Origin of the sequence: Micromonospora citrea (assembly GCF_049629545.1) — a bacterium.
GTDB lineage: Bacteria > Actinomycetota > Actinomycetes > Mycobacteriales > Micromonosporaceae > Micromonospora > Micromonospora citrea_A.
The window spans coordinates 15,461-38,774 of sequence record NZ_JBNADX010000009.1; the positions used below are offsets into that span (position 1 = coordinate 15,461).

General features: G+C 73.4%; 19 protein-coding genes. 11 read left to right on the forward strand and 8 right to left on the reverse strand.

Annotation, left to right across the window (positions count from 1 at the left end; translation table 11 throughout):
* Positions 1-79 precede the first annotated feature (79 nt).
* From ACPFP2_RS12175 to ACPFP2_RS12200, 6 genes are all read left to right on the forward strand, one after another.
* Positions 80-1,720: a substrate-binding domain-containing protein gene (locus tag ACPFP2_RS12175; RefSeq protein ID WP_424089003.1), complete on the forward strand. Its 1,641-nt coding sequence runs from the start codon at positions 80-82 to the stop codon at positions 1,718-1,720.
* Positions 1,717-6,144, forward strand: coding sequence for an alpha-(1->3)-arabinofuranosyltransferase (locus ACPFP2_RS12180; protein ID WP_424089005.1), 4,428 nt, complete (start codon positions 1,717-1,719; stop codon positions 6,142-6,144). The genes ACPFP2_RS12175 and ACPFP2_RS12180 overlap by 4 nt, the downstream gene beginning before the upstream one ends.
* Positions 6,141-6,956, forward strand: coding sequence for a class I SAM-dependent methyltransferase (locus ACPFP2_RS12185; protein WP_424089007.1), 816 nt, complete (start codon positions 6,141-6,143; stop codon positions 6,954-6,956). Before ACPFP2_RS12180 ends, ACPFP2_RS12185 begins: the two co-directional genes overlap by 4 nt.
* Positions 6,957-7,024: 68 nt before the next feature.
* Entirely contained in the window at positions 7,025-8,218 is a 1,194-nt protein-coding gene (locus ACPFP2_RS12190) for a porin PorA family protein (RefSeq protein ID WP_424089009.1), read from the forward strand.
* Between the two features lie 392 nt (positions 8,219-8,610).
* Positions 8,611-9,216 carry a DUF6230 family protein gene (locus ACPFP2_RS12195; RefSeq protein ID WP_424089011.1) on the forward strand — a complete coding sequence of 202 codons (606 nt, stop codon included), beginning with the start codon at positions 8,611-8,613 and terminating at the stop codon, positions 9,214-9,216.
* An 80-nt stretch (positions 9,217-9,296) separates the two neighbouring features.
* Positions 9,297-10,808 carry a DUF6114 domain-containing protein gene (locus ACPFP2_RS12200; RefSeq protein WP_424089013.1) on the forward strand — a complete coding sequence of 504 codons (1,512 nt, stop codon included), beginning with the start codon at positions 9,297-9,299 and terminating at the stop codon, positions 10,806-10,808.
* Between the two features lie 63 nt (positions 10,809-10,871).
* On the opposite strand, the gene ACPFP2_RS12205 is transcribed toward ACPFP2_RS12200, so the two are convergent.
* From ACPFP2_RS12205 to ACPFP2_RS12215, 3 genes are read right to left on the reverse strand one after another with little or no spacing between them, the layout of a single operon-like run.
* A complete protein-coding gene (locus ACPFP2_RS12205; RefSeq protein WP_424089015.1) occupies positions 10,872-12,542 on the reverse strand; it encodes a DUF885 domain-containing protein in 1,671 nt (556 codons plus the stop codon).
* A 52-nt stretch (positions 12,543-12,594) separates the two neighbouring features.
* Complete coding sequence (locus tag ACPFP2_RS12210; protein ID WP_424089017.1) at positions 12,595-13,233, reverse strand: Uma2 family endonuclease; 639 nt, start codon at positions 13,231-13,233, stop codon at positions 12,595-12,597.
* Between the two features lie 58 nt (positions 13,234-13,291).
* Entirely contained in the window at positions 13,292-13,891 is a 600-nt protein-coding gene (locus tag ACPFP2_RS12215; RefSeq protein ID WP_424089019.1) for a Uma2 family endonuclease, read from the reverse strand.
* 115 nt (positions 13,892-14,006) lie between these two features.
* Between ACPFP2_RS12215 and ACPFP2_RS12220 the strand changes: the two genes are divergently transcribed.
* Positions 14,007-14,987 carry a DMT family transporter gene (locus tag ACPFP2_RS12220; protein ID WP_424089021.1) on the forward strand — a complete coding sequence of 327 codons (981 nt, stop codon included), beginning with the start codon at positions 14,007-14,009 and terminating at the stop codon, positions 14,985-14,987.
* A gap of 24 nt (positions 14,988-15,011) precedes the next feature.
* On the opposite strand, the gene ACPFP2_RS12225 is transcribed toward ACPFP2_RS12220, so the two are convergent.
* From ACPFP2_RS12225 to ACPFP2_RS12235, 3 genes are all read right to left on the reverse strand, one after another.
* Positions 15,012-16,082, reverse strand: a complete 1,071-nt coding sequence (locus ACPFP2_RS12225; RefSeq protein WP_424089023.1) for a PHP domain-containing protein — start codon at positions 16,080-16,082, stop codon at positions 15,012-15,014.
* A 75-nt stretch (positions 16,083-16,157) separates the two neighbouring features.
* Positions 16,158-19,121, reverse strand: a complete 2,964-nt coding sequence (locus ACPFP2_RS12230) for a glycosyl hydrolase (protein WP_424089025.1) — start codon at positions 19,119-19,121, stop codon at positions 16,158-16,160.
* Between the two features lie 159 nt (positions 19,122-19,280).
* Complete coding sequence (locus tag ACPFP2_RS12235; RefSeq protein WP_424089027.1) at positions 19,281-20,027, reverse strand: M23 family metallopeptidase; 747 nt, start codon at positions 20,025-20,027, stop codon at positions 19,281-19,283.
* Positions 20,028-20,106: 79 nt separating this feature from the next.
* On the opposite strand from ACPFP2_RS12235, the gene ACPFP2_RS12240 reads away from it, so the two are divergent.
* The 4 genes from ACPFP2_RS12240 to ACPFP2_RS12255 all read left to right on the forward strand — a co-directional run bounded on the left by ACPFP2_RS12240 (position 20,107) and on the right by ACPFP2_RS12255 (position 22,070).
* Entirely contained in the window at positions 20,107-20,493 is a 387-nt protein-coding gene (locus ACPFP2_RS12240; RefSeq protein WP_424089029.1) for a hypothetical protein, read from the forward strand.
* Between the two features lie 73 nt (positions 20,494-20,566).
* A complete protein-coding gene (locus ACPFP2_RS12245) occupies positions 20,567-20,734 on the forward strand; it encodes a hypothetical protein (RefSeq protein WP_424089031.1) in 168 nt (55 codons plus the stop codon).
* A gap of 117 nt (positions 20,735-20,851) precedes the next feature.
* The gene (locus ACPFP2_RS12250; protein ID WP_424089032.1) at positions 20,852-21,379 is read left to right on the forward strand and encodes a tRNA adenosine deaminase-associated protein; all 528 of its coding nucleotides are present in this window, start codon (positions 20,852-20,854) and stop codon (positions 21,377-21,379) included.
* 229 nt (positions 21,380-21,608) lie between these two features.
* A complete protein-coding gene (locus ACPFP2_RS12255; RefSeq protein WP_424089318.1) occupies positions 21,609-22,070 on the forward strand; it encodes a nucleoside deaminase in 462 nt (153 codons plus the stop codon).
* 68 nt (positions 22,071-22,138) lie between these two features.
* On the opposite strand, the gene ACPFP2_RS12260 is transcribed toward ACPFP2_RS12255, so the two are convergent.
* Both ACPFP2_RS12260 and ACPFP2_RS12265 read right to left on the reverse strand, forming a co-directional pair.
* Positions 22,139-22,606 carry an acyl-CoA thioesterase gene (locus ACPFP2_RS12260; RefSeq protein WP_424089034.1) on the reverse strand — a complete coding sequence of 156 codons (468 nt, stop codon included), beginning with the start codon at positions 22,604-22,606 and terminating at the stop codon, positions 22,139-22,141.
* Entirely contained in the window at positions 22,603-23,244 is a 642-nt protein-coding gene (locus tag ACPFP2_RS12265) for a TetR family transcriptional regulator C-terminal domain-containing protein (RefSeq protein ID WP_424089036.1), read from the reverse strand. Before ACPFP2_RS12265 ends, ACPFP2_RS12260 begins: the two co-directional genes overlap by 4 nt.
* Between the last annotated feature and the right edge of the window lie 70 nt (positions 23,245-23,314).

Genomic DNA, 23,314 nt, shown 5'->3' on the forward strand with positions numbered 1-23,314 from the left:
CGGAGGCCGTCCGCCACACCCGTGACCTGCGGCAGCGTGCCGATGGACGGGCGAGGGACGAGCAGGGGAGGCAGCCGTGGTGCGCGACGTTCCGGCGCGGCTGCTCGCCCGCCGTTCCCCGGTGGTGCTGCTCAGCGCGGCCCTGGTGCTGCTGCTCGTCGGCTGGGCCGGGTACACCTGGCTGCACGACGAGCGGGTGACGCCGGAGTGCGCCGAGCGGGTGCGGCTGCGGGTGGCCGCCGCCCCGGTGGTCGCCCCGGCGGTGGACCGGATCGCCCGCGCCTCGGTCGGCCGGCAGCCCTGCGTGTCGATCGCGGTGGAGTCCCGGGAGTCCGACGCCGTCGCCGCCGAGCTGGCCCGGGGCGCCGAGGTGGCCGACGCCTGGCTGCCCGAGTCGACGTTCTGGCTGCGGCGGGCCCGCGCCGCCGGCGCCTTCGAGGTACCCGGGCAGGGCACGTCGGTGGCGAGCACCCCGGTGGTGCTCGCGGTGACCGAGCGGGTGGCCCGCCGGTCGGGCTGGCCGGCCGAGCCGCTGACCTGGGCGCCGCTGCTCGGGCCCCGCGCCCGCGCCGGCACGGTCGGGCTGCCCGACCCGGCCGCCGACCCGGCCGGGGTGGGCGCGCTGCTCGGCGTCCGCGGGCTCGCCGCCGGGGAGCGCGATCCGCGCGGGGTGGTGGCGGCGACCCTGCGCCGGCTCGCCGGCCACACGTTCAGCCCCGCCGGTACGCCGGCCGGGCTGCCCGGCCGCTCCGACGCGGTCGCCGCCACCGAGCAGGCGGTGCTCGGGCACAACGCGCTGGCCGGCGCCGACAAGCTGGTCGCCGCGTACCCGGAGGTGGCGGTGCCCTGGCTCGACCTGCCGTACGCCGTGCTGCCCGCCGCGCGCGACGCCGTGCGGGACGCCGCCGCCGGGTTCCTCAGCGACCTGCTGACCAGCGCCTCCCGCGAGGTGCTGACCGGGTACGGCTTCCGCACCGCCGCCGGCTATCCGCCGGCGATGCCCCGCGACCGCCGCTTCGACCCGGCGGTCCGCGAACCGGTGGCGCTGCCGGCCGAGGAGACGGTCACCGAGATGCTGACCGGGTGGAGCGGCGTCCAGCGCAGCGCCCGGATCCTCACCGTGCTGGACATCTCCGGCTCGATGGCCGCCCGGGTGCCCGGCGGCGGCACCCGGCTCGACGCCACCCTGGGCGCCGCTCGCGAGGGTGCCGGGCTGCTGCTGGACAACAGCGAGCTGGGGGTCTGGGTCTTCTCCACCAAGGTCGACGGCGAGCGGGACTACCGGGAGATCCTGCCGGTCCGGCCGCTGCGGGTGCAGCGGACCGCGCTGGCGCAGCGGCTGGCCGAGGTCAAGGTCAAACCCAAGGGCGGCACCGGCCTGTACGACTCCACCCTGGCCGCGTACCGGGAGGCCCGGCGGCACTGGACGCCGGGACGGATCAACCTGGTGCTGGTGATGACCGACGGACGCAACGAGGACGCCGAGGGCATCGACCGGAAGAAGTTCCTCGCCGAACTCGCCGCCATGCAGGACCCGCGCAAGCCGCTGCCGATCGTCTTCGTCGGCCTCGGCCGGGACGTCGACCCGGAGGAGCTGAACGCGATCGCCAAGGTCACCGGCGGGCAGGTCCACCGCACCGACCAGCCGAAGGGGATGCGGCAGATCTTCTTCTCCGCCCTGGCCAACCTGAGCTGCCTGCCTCCGGAGTGCCGTCGGTGATCGCGACCTCGGCGCGCCGGGTGCTCGACCGGGTCGTCCGGCCGGTCCGCGAGGCCCCCGCCACCGCGTCCTGCCTGGTGCTGCTCACCGTGCTGGCGTTCGCGCAGCGCCCCGGCCAGGTCACCTTCGACACCAAGCTCGACCTGGCGGCGAACCCGGTGCACTTCATGGCCCGGGCGCTGCACCTGTGGAACCCGGAGGCCACCTCCGGCGAACTCCAGAATCAGGCGTACGGCTACCTCTTCCCGATGGGACCGTTCTTCGGCGCCGGGCAGCTGCTCGGCGTGCCGCCGTGGATCACGCAGCGGCTCTGGTGCGCGGTGCTGTTCTGCGCCGCCTTCTACGGCCTGCTGCGGCTGGCGCGCGCGTTCGGCATCGGCACCGAACCGACCCGGTACGCCGCCGCGCTCGGCTACGCGCTGGCACCCCGGATGCTCACCGAGATCGGCGTGCTCTCCTCGGAGGTCCTCTCCGCGGCGATGCTGCCCTGGGTGCTGCTGCCGTTGGTCCAGGTGAAGCGGATCGGCTCGCCGCGCCGGGCCGCCGCGCTCTCCGCGCTGGCCGTGCTCGGCATGGGCGGCATCAACGCCGCCGTGGTGCTGATGGCCCTGGTGCTGCCCGGGGTGTGGCTGCTCTCCCGCCGCTGGGACGCCGCCCACCTGCGGCTGGTCGGCTGGTGGTGCGTCTGCGTCGTCGGGGTCTGCCTCTGGTGGATCGTGCCGCTGCTGCTGCTCGGCGAGTACAGCCTGCCGTTCCTCGACTACATCGAGTCGTCCACCACCACCACCGCGGTCGCCTCGCTGTTCCAGGCGGTACGCGGCACCAACCAGTGGGTGGCGTACATCGTCCAGGGCGACCCGTGGTGGCCGGCGGGCTGGCTGCTGATCGACCACCCGGCGCTGATGGCGCTCACCGCGGTGGTGGCGCTGGTCGGCCTGGCCGGGCTGGCCGGCAACCTGCTGCCCGAGCGGCGGTTCCTGGTGCTCGGCTTCCTGGCCGGGCTGACCCTGCTCACCATGGGCTACGTCGGCAGCCTGGACAGCCCCCTCTCCGAGCAGGTCCGCGACCTGCTGGACGGTCCGCTGGCGCCGTTCCGCAACGTGCACAAGCTGGAACCGGTGCTGCGGCTGCCGCTGATGCTCGGCTTCGCGCACGGCGTCGACGCCTGGGTCACCCGGCTGCACACCGCCGCCCGTCGCCGCCGGCCCGGGCTGCGGCTGCGCCCGGTGGTGTTCGTACCGGTCTTCGCCCTGGTCCTGGGTGCGGCCGCGCCGGCCTGGACCGGGCTGCTGCGCCCCGGCCCCGGCTGGTCCGACCTGCCGCCGCACTGGCGGGCCGCGGCCACCTGGCTCGCCGACCGGGACGCGTTGGCCCGCACGCTGGTGGTGCCCGGCTCCGGCTTCGGCCAGTACGACTGGGGACGCACCGTCGACGAGCCGTTGCAGTCGCTGGCCGGCGCGCCCTGGGCGGTGCGCCACCAGATCCCGCTCGGCTCCATCGGCAACATCCGGATGATGGACACCGTCGAGACGCTGCTGGCCGGTGGGCGCGGCTCGGCCGGGCTGGCCGACTTCCTGGCCCGCTCCGGCTTCCGCCATCTGCTGCTGCGCAACGACATCGACCGTACGCAGATCGACGCCCCGCCGGTGGCGGTGCTGCGCCGGGCGCTGGCCGGGTCGCCGGGGATCACCCGGGTGGCCACCTTCGGCAGCACCGACGCGGTCGGCCGGGCCGCCGGCAGCCCGGTCGACGACGGCGCGGGCCCGCTGCCCGCCGTCGAGGTGTACGTGGTGGACCGCCCGGTGCCCGCCGCCTCGGCGGTGCTCACCGCCGACGTGCCCACGGTCAGCGGCGGCCCCGAGTCGCTGCTGCCCCTGCTGGAGCAGCGTGTGGTGGAGCGGGACCGCCCGGTGGTCCTGGCCGGGGACCGCCCCGACGCCGACGTCGGCGCCACCGGTGACCGGTGGATCGTCACCGACGGCCTGCGCCGCCGGGAACGGGACATCGGCCGGGTACGGGACAACCTCAGCCAGACCATGACCGCCGCCGAGTCGGGCCGGCAGGGCCGGGTGGCCCTCGACCTGCTGCCCTTCGCCGAACGCCGGCACCAGACCGTCGCCACCTACCAGGGGTTGCGTGAGGTCAGCGCCTCCACGGCGGCCAGTTTCGTGGACAACCTGGCCCCGGCCGACCCGTCGCACCTGCCGTTCGCCGCCGTCGACGGTGACGCCGGCACCGCCTGGCACTCCGCGGCGCTGGTCGGGCCGGTGGGGCAGTGGCTCCAGCTCGACCTGGACACCCCGCGTGAGGTCCAGCAGGTGTCCCTGGCGTTCGTCGACGACCTCGGGGTCGGCTGGCCGGTGACCCGGTTCCGGATCAGCACCGACCGGGGCTCGGTCGACCACGACGTCGCCGTCGGGCTCGGCGCGCAGACGTACTACACCCTGCCCGGGGCCACCAGCACCATCCGGATCACCGTGCTGGCGGTGGCCGGCAACCGGCTCGACGGCGGGGTGGGCATCCGGGAACTGAGCGTCCCCGACATCACGCCCCGCCGGGCGCTGCGCGTGCCGACCGACCTGCCGGCCGCGAGCACCGGCCCGGTCTCCTGGTCGTTCAGCCGGGGTGCCGGGGACCGGCCGGCGTGCTTCCCCGTCGACGCGCCCGAGGGCAACCCCCGCACGGTCCCGGCGGGCTCCGACGGGGTCGCGCCCGGCTCGGACCCGGTGCCGGTGACGCGGTCCACGAACGGCGTCCGTCCGGGGGGCAGCGTGGTGCGCTGCGACCGCTTCCTGGCCCGGGTCGGCGAGGAGCCGCTCGGGGTGGACCGGCTGTTCCGCAGCAGCACGGCGGGCACCTACCGGCTGACGGTCACCGCGGTGGCCCGCCCCGGTGGCGCGGTGACCCTGGCCGGGGAGCCGGTCACCGCCGGCGCCTCGTCGTACCTGGCCGGCGACCCGTCCGTGGCCCCGTACGCGGCGGTCGACGGGGACCCGGGCACCGCCTGGCTGGCCGGCACCGGCGACCTGCGGCCCACCCTCACGCTGCGCTGGCAGGGGCAGCGCCGGATCGACCGGCTCCGGCTGCGCCCGGCCGACCTGCCGATCGGCTCGCCGCCCACCCGGGTCGAGGTGCGCGCCGGTGGCCGTACCCAGCTCGTGCCGGTCGCCCCGGACGGGCTGGTCCGCTTCGCCGCGGTGCGTACCGACCGGTTGGAGATCGTCGTGCGGGAGGCCACCGATCGGGTCGCCGACCGGCGCGGCAACGGATGGACCGCCACCGCCGGCATCGCCGAGGTGGAGATCCCTGGGCTGGCGATCCGGCCGCTGCCCGCCGGCACCCGGATCTCCGCTCCCTGCGGCGCCGGCCCGACCGTGGAACTCGACGGCTTCCGGTACGACACCGCGGTCACCGGCACCCTCGGCGACGTCGTCGCCGGACGGCCGATGCCGGTCACCCTCTGCGGGGAGACCGGCGCGGTGGTGGACCTGCCGGCCGGCGGTCATCGGTTGGCCAGTTCCCCGTCGCGCGGCTACCTGGTGCAGGACGTGACCCTGCGGCCGGTCGGCCCGGCGGTCGCCGCCCCCCGGCACCGCGACGTGTCGGTGCTGGACTGGGCGCCGACGCAGCGCCGGGTCCGGGTCGCCGCCGGGGAGAGCGCCCTGCTGGTCGTACCCGAGAACGCGAACGCCGGGTGGACGGCCACCCTGGACGGACGGGCGTTGCCGGCAACCCGGGTCGACGGGTGGCAGCAGGCCTGGGTGTTGCCGGCGGGGGCCGGCGGCGAGGTGCGGCTGGAGTTCGCCCCCGACCGGGCCTACCGGGGCGGCCTGGCGGTGGGGGCGCTGACCGCGCTCGGCGTGCTGGTGCTCGCCGCCTGGCCGGCCCGGCGGCGGCCGGAGGACGGGTCGCCGGTGCCCGCCGAGAGCGCGCCCTGGTTCGTCGGGACGCTGCTGGTGGTGCTGCTCGCCGCGCTCGGCGGGGTGCTGCCGGTGGCGATCGTGCTCGCGGCGATGCTGCTGCGTCAGCTCGCCCGCCGGGCGCTGCCGGTGGTCGTCTTCGGCGGCCTGACCGTGGCCACGGTGGTCGCGGTGGCCGGGAGACTGCGCGGGCACGGCCAGGAGTGGGCGTACGGGACGTGGGTGCAGGCGGCGATGCTGGTGGCGATCGGCGCGGTGGTCGCGGCGGTGGTCCCGGTCCCCGGCACGGTCGCGGCGACTGACGACCCCGGCCCGGCGGAGCGGACCGACGTGCCCGCTGCGCGGCTGGGCGGGGCGGAAGCGGCCGGTGGGTCGTCGGCCGACGGGCGCGGCGGGACGACGGACGGCCCGGCGACGGGCGACGACGAGACCGGTGCGACAGTTCCGGCGGACGGTGACCGGCCGACCGCCGGTGAGGACGAGGACGGGACGGTAGTGCGATGACCGTTGGACAGGGACCGGCAGCCCGCCGCCGGTTCGCCACGCTGGGTCGTTCGGTGGCCCTGTTCCGGGCCTTCCTGGTCGAGCAGACCGACCCGGACCACTTCTACGGCCTGCTGGCCGACGACTCGGTACGCCAGGTCTCCGGCTACACCGGCCTGGCCGGGCGGACGGTGCTCGACGTGGGCGGCGGGCCGGGCTACTTCGCGCAGGCGTTCCGCGCCGCCGGCGCCCGCTACGTGGGCCTCGACCCGGACGTCGGTGACTTCTCGGCGGCCGAGTCGTCGGCCGGGATGCTGCGTGGCAGCGGCACCGCGCTGCCGGTGCGCAGCGGCAGCGTCGACGTCTGCTTCTCGTCGAACGTGCTCGAACACGTCTCGGAGCCGGACCGGATGCTCGACGAGATGGCCCGGGTGACGAAGCCCGGGGGCGTCCTGTTCGTCTCGTTCACCCCGTGGCTCTCCCCGTGGGGCGGGCACGAGACCGCGCCCTGGCACTATCTGGGCGGGCAGCGGGCCCGGCGGCGGTACGAGCGGCGCAACGGACGCCCGCCGAAGAACCGGTTCGCCGAGACGCTCTTCCCGGTCTCGATCGCCGACGCGCTGCGCTGGGCCCGGGGCAACCCGGAGGTCGAGGTGCTGGACGCGCTGCCCCGCTATCACCCCTGGTGGGGCCGGTGGATCGTCCGCATTCCCGGGGCGCGGGAGATCGGCTCGTGGAACTTCCTGCTGGTGCTGCGCCGGACCGCCGAGCGGCCGGACGTTGCCGGGCAGGCAGGAAAAGTTGGGCTGACCGGGGGTCGCGTCCAGATGTGACCAGGTAGTAACCTCGCGGCCAACTCACTGATCGACAACGACGAAATTGAGCTCCTCCAGGAGGAAACATGAAGCGCCGCGCCATCGGTGCCGTGCTGTTCGGGGTCGGCGTACTGCTCCTGGCGCTGGCCGCCGGGCTGGTGTTCGTCGTGACTCCCGCACTGGCCAAGCTCCCGTACGACCTGAAGGCGGCGACGTCCGTGGCGGAAGCCGACGGTGCGACGTTCCTGCAGATCAACAACGGGTCCATCAAGATCAATAACGGTGACCTCAGGTCGACCATCCGGGTCAACCAGCTCAGGGACGAGACCGCGAAGCTGGGCGGCGACCTCGACGGCAAGGCCGTGGTGTGGCAGGTCGGTCAGACCGTGGACCGGGTCGACAACAAGGAGTTGGTCAGCGCGTACGGCGCCAAGCTGGCCATGGACCGGGTCTCCGGCGAGGCGCTGAAGTGGCAGGGTCAGTGGCTCGACGACACCGGCCAGCGTGACACCGGGGTCCAGTTCGCCGGCCAGATCTACAAGTTCCCCTTCAACACCGAGAAGCGGGACTACAAGATCTTCGACCGCGACATGCGCCAGGTGCGCGACGCCAAGTTCTCCGGTACGGAGAACGTCAAGGGCATCGAGACGTACCGGTTCGAGCAGGTGATCACCGACGAGCCGCTGACCCTCGACGCGACCCGGCTCACCCCGCTGCTGGCCACCTTCGCACCGGGCGCGACCGACGGCAAGGTCGTCTACAGCAACCAGCGCACCGTCTGGGTGGACCCGGTGACCGGGTCGTACATCAAGGTGCGCGAGGTGCAGAAGAAGGTCCTCACCCCGAACGTCGGCACGCCGACGACGCTGCTGGACGCCGACTTCACGTACAACGACGCGACCCAGACCGCCTCGGCGGACCGGGCCAAGGAGAGCCGGAACAGCCTCCGGCTGCTCAGCGTCTACGCCCCGGTCGGTCTGGCCGTGCTGGGCCTGGTGCTGATGGTCTTCGGCCTGCTGGTGGCCCGCCGGAGTGCGGTCGCCACGGCCGGCGAGGCGCGGCACCGGGCGGACGTCCCCCCGGCTCCGGTCGACGCGCCCACCCGTCACGAGGAGCCGGTCGTGGACGAGGAGCGGCCGACCGCCGAGCAGCCCGCCGTGGACCGCGAGGGCGGCCCGCTGAGCGACGAGATCCCGCCCGCGTCGACGAACTGGCGCGCGGACGACGAGCCGACGGTGCCGACCCAGCGGCCGGCATCGGACGAGCGGGAGAAGCACTGACCCGGTAGCACCACGAAGAGGGCGGGCCGATTCTTCGGCCCGCCCTCTTCGTGTCGGCGTCATCACGCTCGGCACTTGTTACTTAATCGTAACTTATGAATGGTTTGACTGCGCCGGGTAACCGACTGCGAGGCAGATTGCCCCTATTGAACGCTTGATCCGGTCGTGGATCGGGGCGTGTGTTCCACCCGGAGTGACGGCAGTAGATCATCGGGTGGCCCGCAAGTTACGGGACCGTAAGTGGGGTCTTGTGACCCACGCCTCAGTCGGTGCACCATCACTGCGCACGTTCGTTACTCGCCGGTAACAGATGTCGCGGCCCGGCACCGGGCCCACATCCCCTCCCCTCGGCCACCACCGGAGCAGCGCACCACCCCACCCAGGAGGAACCCGTGCAGGATCGGATCGACAATCCGGGGCGTACCCGGTGGCGGCGCTTCGCCGCGATGATGGTGCCCGCGACCGCCGCCGTCGGCGCCATCCTGTTCGGCATGCAGTCCGGCGCGATCGCCGCCGACATCACCGTCTCCGGCCAGACCTTCAAGATCGCCGCGGACCGGCTCGAGGGTGACGGCTTCAAGCAGTACGGCGGGATCGTCAAGGAGAAGAACGGCAAGACCCACCCGGTCGCCCTCTCCGAGATCGACAGCGCCAAGCTCTACAAGCTCTGCCAGTCGGTCCGGGCGGACCTGCCCGGCCTGCCCGTCGTACTCACCATCAACGCGGGCGACGACGAGCCGGCGACCGCCCGGGACCTGCTGATCGCGATGGACACCCTGGAGGGCAACGCCACCTTCAGCAACATCAAGATCGGCCGGGACGCCACCGACCTCAACCCGTCGGCCCAGGCCGGCTCCTTCGGGCAGAACAGCGAGAAGGTCGACATCACCGGCGTACGACAGGTCTCCCGCTACACCACGGCCGCCACCTTCAACCTGACCGGCCTGCGACTGAAGGTCAACGTCGGGGAGGACGCCAAGGGCAAGGAGTGCTTCTGAGCTGACCCGGGGCCCGTGGCGGGTGACCGCTGCGGGCCGGCACCCGCGTCCCCCCGTCCCCGCTCCGCCAGGAGGAGTACGTGACAACCGCCGAAGCGCCGCACACCCCCGCCGGTGGCCTCACCCGGGCGTGGCGCGGATTCCGCCGCTGGCGGCGGAGCCGACCGTTCTGGGGCGGCCTGCTCACCGCGCTGGCCGGGGTGGAGATGTTCGCCTCCACCAAGATGACGATCAACGGGCTCAGCTTCGCCAGCGGAGCGACCGGTCTCTACTCCCTGCTGATCCCGGTCATCCTGCTCACCTGCGGGCTGCTGCTCTGGCTCAGCCCGGGGCAGCGGCTCTTCTACTCGATCGTCGCCGCCGTCACCACGATCTACTCGCTGATGGGGCTCAACCTCGGCGGCTTCTTCGTCGGCCTGTTGCTCGGCCTGGTCGGCAGCGCGCTCGGCTTCGCCTGGACGCCGACCGGGCCGGCAGCGACCGGCCCGGCAGCCGGGGACCCGGCGGCCGGCGGTACGCCGCACCGGCACGACGAGCCGTCCGCCGAGGACCAGACCCTGGTGGACGACCTGCTGCCCGCCGGTGACGCGGCCGTGCCCCGGCAGCGCGCCGGGCGCTCCCCGACGGGCGGTGCGCCCGCGCCCCACGGCGCGGCCCCGACCGGCGGTGACGTCGACCCGCCCGCCGGCTCGCGTGACCCGGGCTGGTTCGCGGTGGCGTTGCTGGTGCTCGGCCTCGCGGTGAGCGGGCTCGTCGCGCTCCGGCCGTCGGCCGTGCACGCCGCCCCGGCCGTGCCCGCCGTGCCCGCCCCGACCGGCACCGCCTGCCCGACGCCGCCGGCCCGGCCGGCCACGCCCACCCCGGCGCCCAGCCGGAGCGCGCCGGCCGGCCCCAGCCCCACGCCGTCGCCGGAGCCGACCGAGGACGGCAACATCATCACCGACTTCTTCCGCGGAATCGGCGATCTGTTCACCGGCGGCCGCCGGGCCGAGCCGAGCACCACGCCGTCGGCCGGCCCGACGCCGGGGGCGAAGACCCCCACGGCGAAGGCCACCCCGAACCCCACGCCGAGCCGCCGGGGGAGCAGCACCTGCGCCCCGGCGAAGCCCGACCGGTCCGAGAAGGTCGAGCCGGGCAAGCTGATGCCGCGTATCGCGCCGGAACCCGGCCAGCCGAAGGTCGCCGAGCGCCCCTCCAAGCTGACCGGCTCGAAGGTGACCATGACCGGCCTGCGGTTCGAGGGGATCGTCGACCTGCCGACCGCGAACGGGACGCTCAAGGCGCTGAAGTTCAGCATGGCCAAGGCGGTCACCGACGACTTCAAGCTGGTCGCGGACGGTCCGGCCGGCCGCCGCCAGCAGTACGTGACGGACCGGCTGACGGTGCAGGGCGACGTGGCGTTCTACGCCGCCCGGTTCTCCGGCAAGCTGCTCGGCATCAGGATCACGCTGACCCCGGACCTGCCGTTCCCGGACGGCATCCCGATCACCTCGCCGATCCCGATCACCTTCACCGACCCCGAGATCGACCTGGCCTTCGTCGACAGCGACACCCTGACCGCCCGGCCCGACCTGCGGCTCAGCGTCCCCTGACCTCCGTCCCACCACCACAGGGGACCGGGGGCGGGTCGTCCCGCCCGCCCCCGGTCCCGCAGCTCAGAGCCGGGCCAGCGCCCTGCGCAGCGGGTCGAGCCCGAGCGAGCCGAGATCCAGCGCCTGCCGGTGGAACTCCTTGAGGTCGAAGTCGGTGCCCTTGCGGGCCCTCGCCTCCTCCCGGGCCTGCAGCCAGATCCGCTCGCCCACCTTGTACGACGGCGCCTGCCCCGGCCAGCCCAGGTAACGGTTCAGCTCGAAGCGCAGGTTCTCGTCCGGCACCCGGCAGTGCGCCCGCATGAACTCCCAGCCCAGCTCCGGCGTCCACCGCTCTCCCGGGTGGAAGCCGAACGGGTTGTCCTTCGGGATCTCCAGCTCCAGGTGCATGCCGATGTCGACGATCACCCGGGCGGCCCGGAACGCCTGTCCGTCGAGCATGCCGAGCTTGTCGCCCGGGTCCTCCAGGTAACCCAGTTCGTCCATCAGCCGTTCGGAGTAGAGCGCCCAGCCCTCGCCGTGCCCGGAGACCCAGCAGAGCAGTCGTTGCCAGCGGTTGAGCAGCTCGGCGCGGACGGCGGTCTGCGCGACCTGGAGGTGGTGACCCGGCACGCCCTCGTGGAAGACGGTGGTCACCTCCCGCCAGGTGGAGAAGTCGGTGATGCCCTGCGGCACCGCCCACCACATCCGGCCGGGCCGGGAGAAGTCCTCACTCGGGCCGGTGTAGTAGATCGCGCCGTCGCTGGTCGGGGCGAGGCAGCACTCGATCCGGCGGACCTGCTCCGGGATGTCGAAGTGGGTCCCGTGCAGGTCGCCGATCGCCTTGTCGGCCAGCGCCTGCATCCAGTCCCGGAACGCCTCCTTGCCCTGGATGGTCCGGGCCGGGTCGGCGTCGAGCGCCGCGACGGCCTCGTCGACGGTCGCGCCCGGGCCGACGATCCTGGCGGCCACCGCGGCCATCTCGGCCTCCAGCCGGGCCAGCTCCGCGAAACCCCAGGCGTACGTCTCGTCGAGGTCGACCTTCGCGCCGAGGAAGTACTGCGAGGCCAGCTCGTACCGCTCCCGGCCGGCGGCCTGCTTGTCCCGACCGTGCGGCGCCAGCTCGGTACGGAGGAACTGACCGAACTCCGCCGTCGCGGCGGTGGCGGCGGCCGCGCCCCGGCGCAGCTCGGCGCCGAGCGTGCCGTCCGCGTCGAGCCGCTCGACCAGCCCGTGGAAGAAGTTGTCGCCGTCCGGGTCGGTCCACACGTCGCACTGCTTGGCCACCTCGACCAGCTGCACCTTCGAGCTGACCCGGCCGGCGGCGGCGGCCTCGCGCAGGGTGGTCTTGTAGCCCTCCAGGGTCGCGGCGAACCGGTTGAGCCGGGTGGCGACGTTCGCCTTCGCCTCGTCCCCCTCGGTGGGCATCAGGTCGAAGACCATCCGGATCTCGTGCAGGCCGCTGGCGATCACGTTGACCTCGCTGGTCACCTCGCCGGCGTCGTACCGGGCGAGGTCCAGGCCGAGGCGTTCCTGCATGGCCTCCTTGGCCGTCCGCTCCGCCTCGGTCTCCGGTTCGGTCACGTCGAGATCGGCGAGGGCGCGCCGGGTCAGCTCGGCCCGGGCCTCGTAGCCGGCCGGGGAGAGGTCGTCGAGCTGGTCGTCGTAGCCGGAGATGCCGACGTAGGTGGCGCCGGTCGGGCTCAGCGGCGCCCAGTCGGCCACGTAGCGGTTGGCGAGGTCATCGATTCGTCCCACGCTGCGACCCTACGTGACGCACCGGCCCGGATGTCGACCGTGTTTGGCGTGTTCAGGGGAGCAGTCGGGCCGGGGCGAAGTCGATCGGAAAGGGGTCGCGGACGCGCAGCCGCTGCCCGCCGACCGCCCGGGCGGCCGGTGCCCAGCCACCGCCGTCGGTACGCCGGAACAGCTCGGCCGTCATCCGCTGCGGTCGCCGGTCCACCTCCACCCGGAGGAACCACGGCACGCCCGCCTCGGCGCACCGCCGCCGTCGATCCACCTGATCGACCCGGCCAGGACCCGGCTGCGGCGCGGCTGCTCGACGAGCGGGCGGTGCCCCGCGCCGGACGAACTCCACCGCCATGGCGCACAGCGCCGCCGGCACCCAGCGTTCCTCCTCGTCGCAGGCGGGCAGGGTGTGCAGGACGGTGACGTCCGGCTGGATCCAACAGGTGGGGGAGAAGGTCAGGTTGACCCGCCCGAACACGTGCCGGCCGGTCGCCTCGGCCGCCGGCACGAAGGCACTGGCCAGGCTCGCCATGGCGATGCTCTCGGTGGCCGGCGGGAACGGGCTGACCACCAGGCGGCCGTCCACGCACTCGTGGCGGGCACCGGCCAGCTCCCCGACCCGCAGGTGCCGTTCGGCCCGCTGGATCGTCCACCGGCCGTCCAGCGCTCCGACCGGTTCCGCCCCGCGCGTGAGCAGCATCAACCGCGACACCTCCGGGCGGATCAACGAGGCGGCGGCGTGCGGGTTCCGGGGTGGGTCACGGCAGCAGCTCCGCCGGGTCGAAGTCGATCGGGAAGGGCAACTCGGAGCGGAACCGTTGCCCGCCCCGCGCCTCGACCACCTTCCGGTACGTGCTTCCGTCGTCGAGGGCGAGGAGCTGCACGGAGACCTGGCGCAGCCGCCGGACGATCTCGACCCGCATGAAGTACGGCACCCCGGCCTCGGCGCAGCGCCGGGGCTTGTGGAGGTGGTCCTGGTGCCGGCCGGCCGGGGAGACAAACTCCACCGCCATCGTGCAGTACCGCACCGGGACCCACCGATCCTCGTCGTCGGTCTTCGGCACGGTGTGCAGGACGGTGATGTCGGGCTGGATCCAGGTGCGCGGGTCGAAGGTGAGATTGACCGGCCCGTAGACGTAGAGGTGGGCGGCCTCGGCGGCGGGGCCGAGGATCCGAGCGAGCTTGATCTCACCGAAGCTGTTGGCGCCGGCTTCCGCGGGGGTCATGACCAGCCTTCCGTCGAGGCACTCGAACCGCGCGTGGGGGAGGTCGCGCGGGGGGAGGTGACGGTCGGCCAGGGTGGTCGTCCACTGCCCGTCGAAGTCGTACAGCGGGTCGAACCTGTCCGGCATCGCCATCGGGGGTACCTCCTCGACCGGTCAACGCCCCCACCGTACGACGGTGACTGTGGTGGTCGACACGGCGTGGTGATTTCGCGGGACTTCGTCGTACCCCTGGGGCAGAGTGTCAGGGGTGACGGCCGATATCACTCCTGACAAGGCGCCGCTGCGCAGCTGGCTGCCGGGCTTCGTCGCCCTCGCGGCGATCTGGGGTTCGAGCTTCCTCTTCATCAAGGTGGGCATCGAGGAACTGCACCCGCTGCACCTCACCCTCTACCGGGTCGCCACCGGTGCGGCCACCCTGCTGGTGGTGCTCGCCGTGCTGCGCGACCGGCTGCCGCGCGAGCCCCGGGTCTGGGCGCACATGGTGGTGGTCGCCGCGTTCGGCGTGGCCATCCCGTTCACCCTCTTCGGCTTCGGTGAGCAGCGGGTCGAGTCGATGCTGGCCGGCATCTGGAACGCCACCACGCCGCTGATCGTGCTGCCGCTGGCGGTGCTGGTCTTCCGTACCGAGCGGCTGACCGCGCGGGCGGCGGTCGGGCTCGGGCTGGGCTTCCTGGGCGTGCTGGTGGTGCTCGGCGTCTGGGAGGGCGTCGGCGGCGCGCACTTCGTCGGCCAGCTGATGTGCTTCGGGGCGGCGGCCTGCTACGGCGTCGCGATTCCGTACCAGAAGAAGTTCATCGCCGGCAGCGCGTACTCCGGCCTGTCGCTGTCGGCGGCGCAGCTGCTGGTGGCGACGGCGCAGCTCGCGGTCGTGGGGCCGCTGGCGGCCGGCGCGCCGCAGGTCCCCGCCGACCTGTCGCTGCCGGTGCTGGGCAGCGTGGTCGCGCTCGGCGCGCTCGGCACCGGTCTGGCCTTCGTGATCAACCTGCGCAACATCCGGGTGGCCGGGGCGAGCACCGCCTCCACCGTGACCTATCTGATCCCGGTCTTCGCCGTGCTGATCGGCGCGCTGGTGCTCGGCGAGCGGCTGAACTGGCACCAGCCGGTCGGTGCGCTGATCGTGCTGCTCGGCGTCGCGGTGGCGCAGGGCCTGGTCGGCCGCCGTCGGCCCCGCCCGACCGTCGGCGCGGGCGCTCCCGCCGTGCCGGCCGTCGAGCCGGTGGCCCGCTGACCCTCGGTCGGGACGCGGGCCGCGTCATCGGTGGGTCGTGGCCCACCTGACCAGGCGGTCGGCCTTCCAGGTGTTGACCACCCGGTCGGCCGGCACCCCGCAGAGCGTCGCCCGCTCGCAGCCGAAGCGCTGCCAGTCGAGCTGACCGGGGGCGTGGGCGTCGGTGTTGATCGCGAACCGGCAGCCCGCCTCCAGCGCCCGCCGGATCAGCCGCTTCGGCGGGTCCTGCCGCTCCGGCCGAGAGTTGATCTCGACGGCCACGCCGTGCTCGGCGCACGCGGCGAAGACGGCGTCCGCGTCGAAGTCGCTCTCCGCCCGGGTACGCGGCCGGTGCGCCCGGTCACCCGGGCCCTTCACCCCGGCCGGTCGGGACGCCACCATCCGCCCGGTGCAGTGCCCGAGGATGTCCAGGTGCGGGTTGGCGATCGCGGCCAGCATCCGGCGGGTCATCCTGGCCCGGTCGTCGTTCAGGCCGCTGTGCACCGAGCCGACCACCACGTCGAGGCGGGCCAGCAGCTCCTCGTCCTGGTCCAGCGAGCCGTCGGCGAGGATGTCCACCTCGATGCCGGTGAGGATGCGGAACCCCTTCGGCAGCGCCTCGTTGACCGCCGCCACATGGTCGAGCTGCTGGCGCAGCCGGTCGGCGGTGAGACCGCGGGCCACCTTCAGCCGGGGCGAGTGGTCGGTCAGCACCAGGTACTCGTGACCCAGCTCGACCGCGGCCAGCGCCATCTCCTCGATCGGCGATCCACCGTCCGACCAGTCGGAGTGCGTGTGGCAGTCGCCGCGCAGCGCGGTGCGCAGGGCGGTCGCCGCCGCGTCCAGGTCGGTGCCCTCGGTGGCGACCAGCCGGCGCAGGTAGACCGGCTCCTCCCCGGCCAGCGACTCGACCACGCACCGGGCCGTGACGTCGCCGACGCCGGTCAGCTCGGTCAGTTTGCCGGTCCGGGCCCGCTCGGCGACCTCCGTCGCGGGCAGCCCGGCCAGCGTCTTCGCCGCGGAGCGGAACGCCCGTACCCGGTAGGTGGCCTCGTTGGCCCGTTCCAGCAGGAAGGCGATCCGGCGAAGGTCGGCGACAGGGTCCCGCGCGGTCATGCCCTGCAACCTACGCGTCCGCGCCGCCGGTCGGGGTACGACCGGCGGCGCGGACCTGGTGGTGGTGCGGTCGGATCAGGCGTACGGGAGCTTGACGAACGACTGGTCACCGATGCCGAGGGTGGTCGGGTGGACGCCGATGGCGGACCAGACCTCCACCTTCACGGTGCCGTTCGACAGGTTGCCCAGCGCTCCGGTCGAGGAGAGCAGGCCGGCGTGCTGGGTGTAGTGCTCGTAGCCGGGCACCGGGTCGGTGGGGAAGTAACGGTACGTCTCCACCCGGTCGAAGGTGCCGTCGCCGGTCAGGTCGTAGGAGACCCGGGTCTGCACCCCGTTGCCGACCGCCTGGTTGGCGTCGAGGAACAGGTCGAACGTGGTCTGTCCACCGGCGTAGGTCATGTCCAGGCCGGTCGAGGTGAACACCAAGGGATTGTGCGGAGTTCCGTCCCGGTTGGTGCCGCCGGCGCCGGCGACCGTGACGGTCGACGGGGTGCCGGCCGCCGCGAGTCCCCCGGCGGGGAGCAGGTAGCGGGTCGGCGAGTCGCTCGGCGGCGGGGTGGTCGGGTCGGGGCTCGGGCTGGTCTCGGACGGGTCCGGGCTCGGGCTGGTCTCGCTCGGGTCCGGCGACGGGCTCGTCTCGGACGGGTCCGGCGAGGGCGAGCCCGACGGGTCGATGCCGCCGTTGGCGTTGCCGCCGCTCCAGGTGTGCGCCCCCTTGGTGGCGGTCTTCCCGGCGGCGACCGTGAGGCTGGTGCCGTCGGAGAAGGTGACCGTCAGCGGCGCGGCGGTGATGTTGCTCGCCACGTAGGTGCGGGCCCCGTTGCGGTTGAAGACCGCCGCCAGCGGGTGGTTGGCGGTGATCGACGTGTCGGGCTGGCCCAGCGCGGCGAGGTTGCGGATCCAGTGGAACGTGTGCGCCCGGCTCTCGCCCTCCTCCGGGGTGTACCCGGGGTTGGCGCGCAGCTTGGACAGCGCGGCGTCCGGGTCCCCGAGGGCCAGGAACTGCCAGAGGATGTCCTGCCACACGGTGGGTTCGCCGCCGTTGTTGCGGACCAGTTCGGCGTAGTTGACCTTGTTGTAGTCCGGGTTGTAGCCCATGTACAGGTGGCCACCGGTGACCGGGAGCATGTTGATGCCCTGGATCATCTCCGGGTCGGCGCTGAACCAGGTGGCGTACGCGCCGCCGTCACCCCAGACCATGCCGACCGTGGAGTGGCCGAAGTTCGCCGGGAAGTTCTCGTCGTCGGCGTCGAACCAGTACTCCTGGATCGCCGCCGCCTGGGTGGTGTAGATGAAGACGCCCGCGTCGCGTACGGCGGTGTTGCCGGTGGCCTGACCCCACTGGATCAGCGCGTTGGCGAAGTTCATCCCCTCCGACGAGGACTCCTGGTTGTTGCCGGCGTGGAACGAGCCGTGCCCGGAGGCCCAGTCGTGCCCGGCGTAGATGTCGAAGTCGCGCAGGTACGGGAAGCGCGTGTCGCTACGGCTGTAGTTGTTGGCGTCCCGGATCAGCAGGTCGACCATGCCGCCGTACTGGTCCTGCTTCGCCCACGACGGGTCGAACTTGGCCAGGGTCGCGGCAGCGGCGATGAAGTAGCCGTAGTGGAAGTGGTGGTCGTTGAGCTCCAGGTCGGACCCGTACGACGCCGGGTAGCCGATCAGGGTGCCCCACTTCTCGTCGTAGTAGAAGATCTTGGCGGTCTTCCCGGGCGCCGCGGTGAACCAGTCGTTGAGCGTGGTGCGGATGGCGTTCAACGCGACGGTGCGGGTCTCGGTGTCACCGACCAGGTCGGCGATCTCGGCGATCCGGGCGGCCCGGCCGAGGCCCTTGCCGGTCCAGTAGGTGTCGCCGCCACGGGCGTCCATCGGGTTGCCCCGCAGCGCGGCGAGCTGGTCCTTGAGCTGGGCCAGGTCCGCGCCGCTGCCGGTGCCGACGGCGGGCAGTTCGGGCAGCACGCCGTGGTACTTCATCGAGGTGCGGAACTCGCTGACCCCGGTGAGCACCTTCATCCGGCCGCGGGCCGACGGGTAGGTCAGGGTGAGCGGGGTGGACCCGGTCAGCGCCTTCCACTGGTGCGGGTAGAGGCTGACCACCGTCTTCGTGGTGGTGCCCTCCTTGGCCTGCGTGGTGAAGGCGTACGTGGTGTTCACCGTGCCGGACGCCTGGTTGTAGGCGTACGAGACGCGGGTGCCGGTGATGTGGGCGTGGGCGTGCTGGCCGTAGGTGGCGGCCAGTTGGGCGCGGGCCGTGGCCTCGGTCGTCGGCGTGGTGGGCAGCAGGGCGATGGAGAAGTAGCCCTTGCCGGCCAGGTTGGACGTGATCCGTCCATTGGTGACCGACCAGCTGGCGCCGGTCGGGGCGTAGGCGACGTAGTCGTGGCCCTTGATGGTGAAGCCGATGGTGGAGCCGCTGTTGGACCAGACCGTGGGGCTGCCCCCGGTCGGGTTGATGTTCGCCTCGCCACCGCTGGTCTGGAAGTACGAGAACGGCAGGCCGTGCCCGATGGTGGCGCGCATGGTGCGCACGCCGTCGCTCCAGTACGGGCTGACCGTCCAGTCGCTCCAGTCGTCGACCTTGACGATCGGCACGCCGAGCGCGGTCACGCCGACCCGGAAGTCCTCCGAGTACGCGTACTTGAACTCGCCCACCCCGGTGGCGGTGCCGCTGATGGTGGGGGTGGAGGTGGCCGAGAAGCCGAGCCCGTCGCTGAACGCCTGGTACGACAGGGGGTGCGCGTGCAGCGGCTCGCTGTAGGAGCAGTTCGTCTTCTTCCACAGCAGGGACGACCACCAGTCGTTGGTGGGGATCGGCCCGGCCGGTGCGTTGGCGGTGGCGAACTGTCGGGGGTTGGTGGACATCTCACCGCAGCCGGCGGGGAGCGGTCCCACCCGGTCGGTGGTGTAGCTGCCCGCGCCGACGGTGGCAGCTTCGGCGGTGCCGGTGGCGGCGGTGAAGGTGAGGCCGGCAACGAAGACGGCGAGTGCGGTGGTGGAGGCGAGCACCCAGGGGGTGCGGCGGTGTGGGACGGGAGGTTTCATCTGTCCTCCAGCGCGCCGGGGTACGGGGTCGGTCGCGCAGTTCGTCGGAATCAGGGGGTTTGTTACGTGAGAGAGCGCTCTCTCTAAATCGGACGTTAACTGAGTCACAAGCCTTTCGTCAATGTGTCCCTCAGATGACGGAACCGTTGCCTGGCCTGGTCAACCGGCGACCGGGGCCTCTGGGCAGCCGTGTTCGCGCTCCCACGCGGTGATCTCCGCGACCGGTGAACGGTTGCCGCCCCGGCGCCAGGAATCCAGGTACTTCGCCGGCCAGACGACCCCGCGCCGGATCCACCAGTCCTCGCGCCCGGTGCACTTCGGCGACAGGCCGAAGTGGAGGTGGCAGACGTTGTTCGCGTTGCCCGTCCGGCCCACCTCGCCGAGCCGCTGTCCGGCGCGTACCCGCACCCCGGCGTCCACGCCCGGGCTGATCACGCGCAGGTGCGAGCCGTAGTACCGCACCCCGTCGTCGCCGAGCAACGACACCGACAGCCCGCCGTTGTACGGCCCCCGTGGCCCCCGCGTGTCGAACCGGTCGACCCGGCTCACCTCCAGGATCGTCCCGTCGGTCACCGCCACCACCGGCTCCCCGCAGTCGGCGAAGATGTCCGTGCCCGGGTACGTGGAGTGGGTCGGGTGGTAGGCCACGTCGTCCGCGCGTACCGGAAAGACCCGCCGGGCCGGCGACCGGCTCGGCGACGGCGCGACGGCGCGCGGCGTCGGGCTCGCGTCCGTCGCCGCCGGCTGCGCCCCGGTGGCCGGCGCGCTCGGTGCGTCCCACACCGCGCTCGGCGCCGCCGTCGGCCGGTCCCCGCCCGCGCAGCCGGCCAGCAGCGCCGGCACGAGCAGCAGCAGGAGCGGGTACGCCGACCGGGTACGACGGCGGTCGATCGATCGCGAGGACATCCGGCAATCCTGACAGAAGGCTACGGTGGGACGGTGCCCGAGGAGCACCGGGCGACGTCGACGGGAGCAGTGACACCAGATGGACGGTCAGCCCGCGTACCCGGCCGCGCCGGCGGCCGGCCACTTCCTGGCGCGTACCCCCTCGGGGTTGTTCCCCTCCGGGCCACCGCGCCGGCCCACCTGGCGCGAGCCGCACCCGGTGACCGGCAGCGGAGTGGCCGCCGGCGCCGCCCTCGCCGCCGCCTGGCTGCTGCTCTTCGGCCTCCTCGGCCGGGACGTCCCCGGCTACGCCTGGTGGACGGCCGTCGCCGGCGGGATCGCCTGGTCGGCCGCACTGGCCCTGGTCCGGTACGGCGACCGGGGCGTCGCCACGGGGGTGGCGATCGTCACGGCGGGTGGCTGGAGCATCGCGTTCGCGGTCGTGCTCGTCCGCTGGGCGACCAGCGCGAACTGGCCGATGTGGTGACGACCGGTGATCGGTCCACTCCGTTTCGAACGCCATCTTGACGTACTCGCTGTGACTGGGGACGCTTTCCGGTATGGCCTGGACCACCCCGCGGCTCGACCCTGATCGCAGCCGTCGCCGCCTGCAGATTCTCGCCGAGCTGGCGGGGGCCCGCGCGGTACGCAGGCGCGACCGGCCGCAGCGGGAACGGACCGAACAGCTGCGGCAGCTGATCGCGACCCGTCGCCGCGTCACGGGCTGAACCGACTTTCCAGGAATGACCGGCCCTTCGGGGCGTTGACCGGTCGCCTGCCGACCCGACCGGTTAACGTGCACGCGTAACGAGTCGGCGAGCTGTGCCGAGGCCATTGGGGGAACCGTGTCGTACTTCGCTGCCGCCGTGGTGCGCGTCGAGGGCGGCTGGACCGCCGCCGAGGTGAACCTGCGCGGTGCCACCGACGTCGACGACGTCGCCGACCGGCTGCGCGACGTCGAGCCGGACGCCGACCTCTCCCTGCTCTTCGTCGAGGCCGACGACACGTACCTGGTGATCCTGCGGCTGGACGAGGGGGAGGATCTGCGGATCTTCGGCTCCGACTCGGCGTACGCCGAGGAGTCCCGCCTCGGCGCGCTGCTCGTCGGCGACCTGAAGACCTCGGTCACCGGGCTGGACGACACCGAGGAGGCCCGGCCCGCCACCGGCGGTGGCGAGGAGAGCGAGCAGCCCGCGGTGGACCCGGAGGCCGACCCGGTCGGCGACGCCGACATCCTCGCCGACCTGGGCATCTCCGCCCAGAAGCTGCTCCGGCTCTGTGCCCACGAGGGGATGCTCCCGGCCGACGTCACCGCCGAGGTGTGCCAGGTGCTCGGCTGCGCCGACGAGGTCGAGGAGCTGCGTGAGGTCTGAGCCCTCGTCGCCGGGCGGGGCCGAGCCGGCCGGCGGTCGCCCCGAGCTGTCCGGCGGCGGGTCGCCGCTGGCGAGCGCCGCCGAGCCGGCCGACGCCACCGACCCGGCCCTGGGGACCGTACGACCGGGACAACCCACCCCCGGCGCGGTTGGGCGGGTCGGCCCGGGGGCGGACGAGGGGCTGGCCGGACCGGAGGGGCCGGGCCGCCGGCAGCGGCACGAGCTGTGGATGCGCCGGGCGCTGGAGGTCGCGGTCACCGGCCCGGAGCCACCGGCCGGTGCCGCCGCCCCGGAGGGTGGCGTGCCGGTCGACGACGTGCCGGTGGGCGCGGTGGTCTACGGCCCGGACGGCGCCGAGCTGGCCGTCGGACGCAACGAGCGCGAGCTGACCGCGGACCCGACCGCCCACGCCGAGGTGCTGGCGCTGCGCCGGGCCGCCGAGCGGCTCGGCCGCTGGCGGCTGGACGACTGCACCCTCGTGGTGACCCTGGAGCCGTGCACGATGTGCGCGGGCGCGTTGGTCCTGGCCCGGATCTCGACCGTGGTCTTCGGCGCGTGGGAGCCCAAGACCGGGGCCGCCGGGTCGCTCTGGGACGTGCTGCGCGACCGCCGGCTCAACCACCGCCCCGAGGTCTACGGCGGGGTGCTGGAGGCGGAGAACGCCGCCGTCCTGCGGGCCTTCTTCCGCTGACCTGCTCCACGCCGCCGGCCGACCGGTGTCCTTCCCAGGCCGGTGTCCTTCCCAGGCCGGTGCCCTTCTCAGGCCGGGGTCGTGGCGGGACGCAGCAGGGTCGCGGCGACCGCGCGGGCGGCTTCGGTCCACCGGGTCGGCCGCAGGGTCGCCGGGTCGAGCCGGACGATCGCCCGCCGGCCCTCGGCGTGCACCGTGCGGCCGTCCGGCGAACGGAACTGGTAGCCGTACTCGGCGCTGCTGGTGCCGAAGTGGTCGAGCCAGAAGTGCACCGCCACCGGCCCGGTCCCGGTGATCGGGGCCCGGAAGGTGATGGCGAACTCGCGCACCGCGTGGAACACGTCGGGGGCGCTGGCCGAGCCGCCCCGGAAGGAGATCCCGCGGGCGGCCCAGTACGGGGTCAGCGCGCGTTCCAGCAGCACCGCGTACCGGGCGTTGTGCAGGATGCCGAGGGCGTCGAGGTCGTCGAAGTGCACGGGAACGTGCTCGACGTGACCGAACTCGACGGCGGGCGGGTCGATGACGGTGTGGCTCACGGGAGACCACCTTCCGGTAGCAGGGTGGGATCGGGGCACAGCGCCCGCAGGCGGTCCAGCAGACCCTGGCGGGCGTGCCGGTAGGCGGTGTCGGGCTCCAGCAGCCGCGAGCGCATCGCGGCGGCGATCCCGAGGGCGTCGATCTCGTACGCCAGCTGCGACACGTCGGTGCCGGCGGGAAGCTCACCGGCCTCCACGGCCTCCCGGACGAGCCGTTCGAGGAACGCGGTCCACCGGCCGAACACCTCGGCGAGCCGGTCCCGGACCGGGCCGGGACGGGCGTTGTACTCGAAGTCCGTGCTGGCGAAGAAGCAGCCGCCGGGGAGCACCCGGGCGGCGTAGAAGTCGATCCGGGCCTGGTGCAGCGCCAAGAGCCGCCGTACGCCCGCCGGGGCGCGCAGCCCCGGTGCGACGATCCGCTCCTGCCACTGCTCGACGGCCCGGTCGACGGTGGCGAGCTGGAGCGCCTCCTTGGACCGCCAGTGCGCGAAGAGGCCGGACTTGCTGACGCCGAGGGTGTCGGCGAGCCGGGCGAGGGAGAGCCCGTCCAGGCCGACCTCGGTGGCCAGCACCACGGCGGCGTCCAGCGCCGCGCCGCGGGTCCGATCACCCCGCGCGAGGCGTCCGTCGACTGTCATGGGCAGAGCCTAATAAATAAGCACGACCGGTCGTATACTTTTCTCGGGTGACCGTGGTCACCGCCGTACG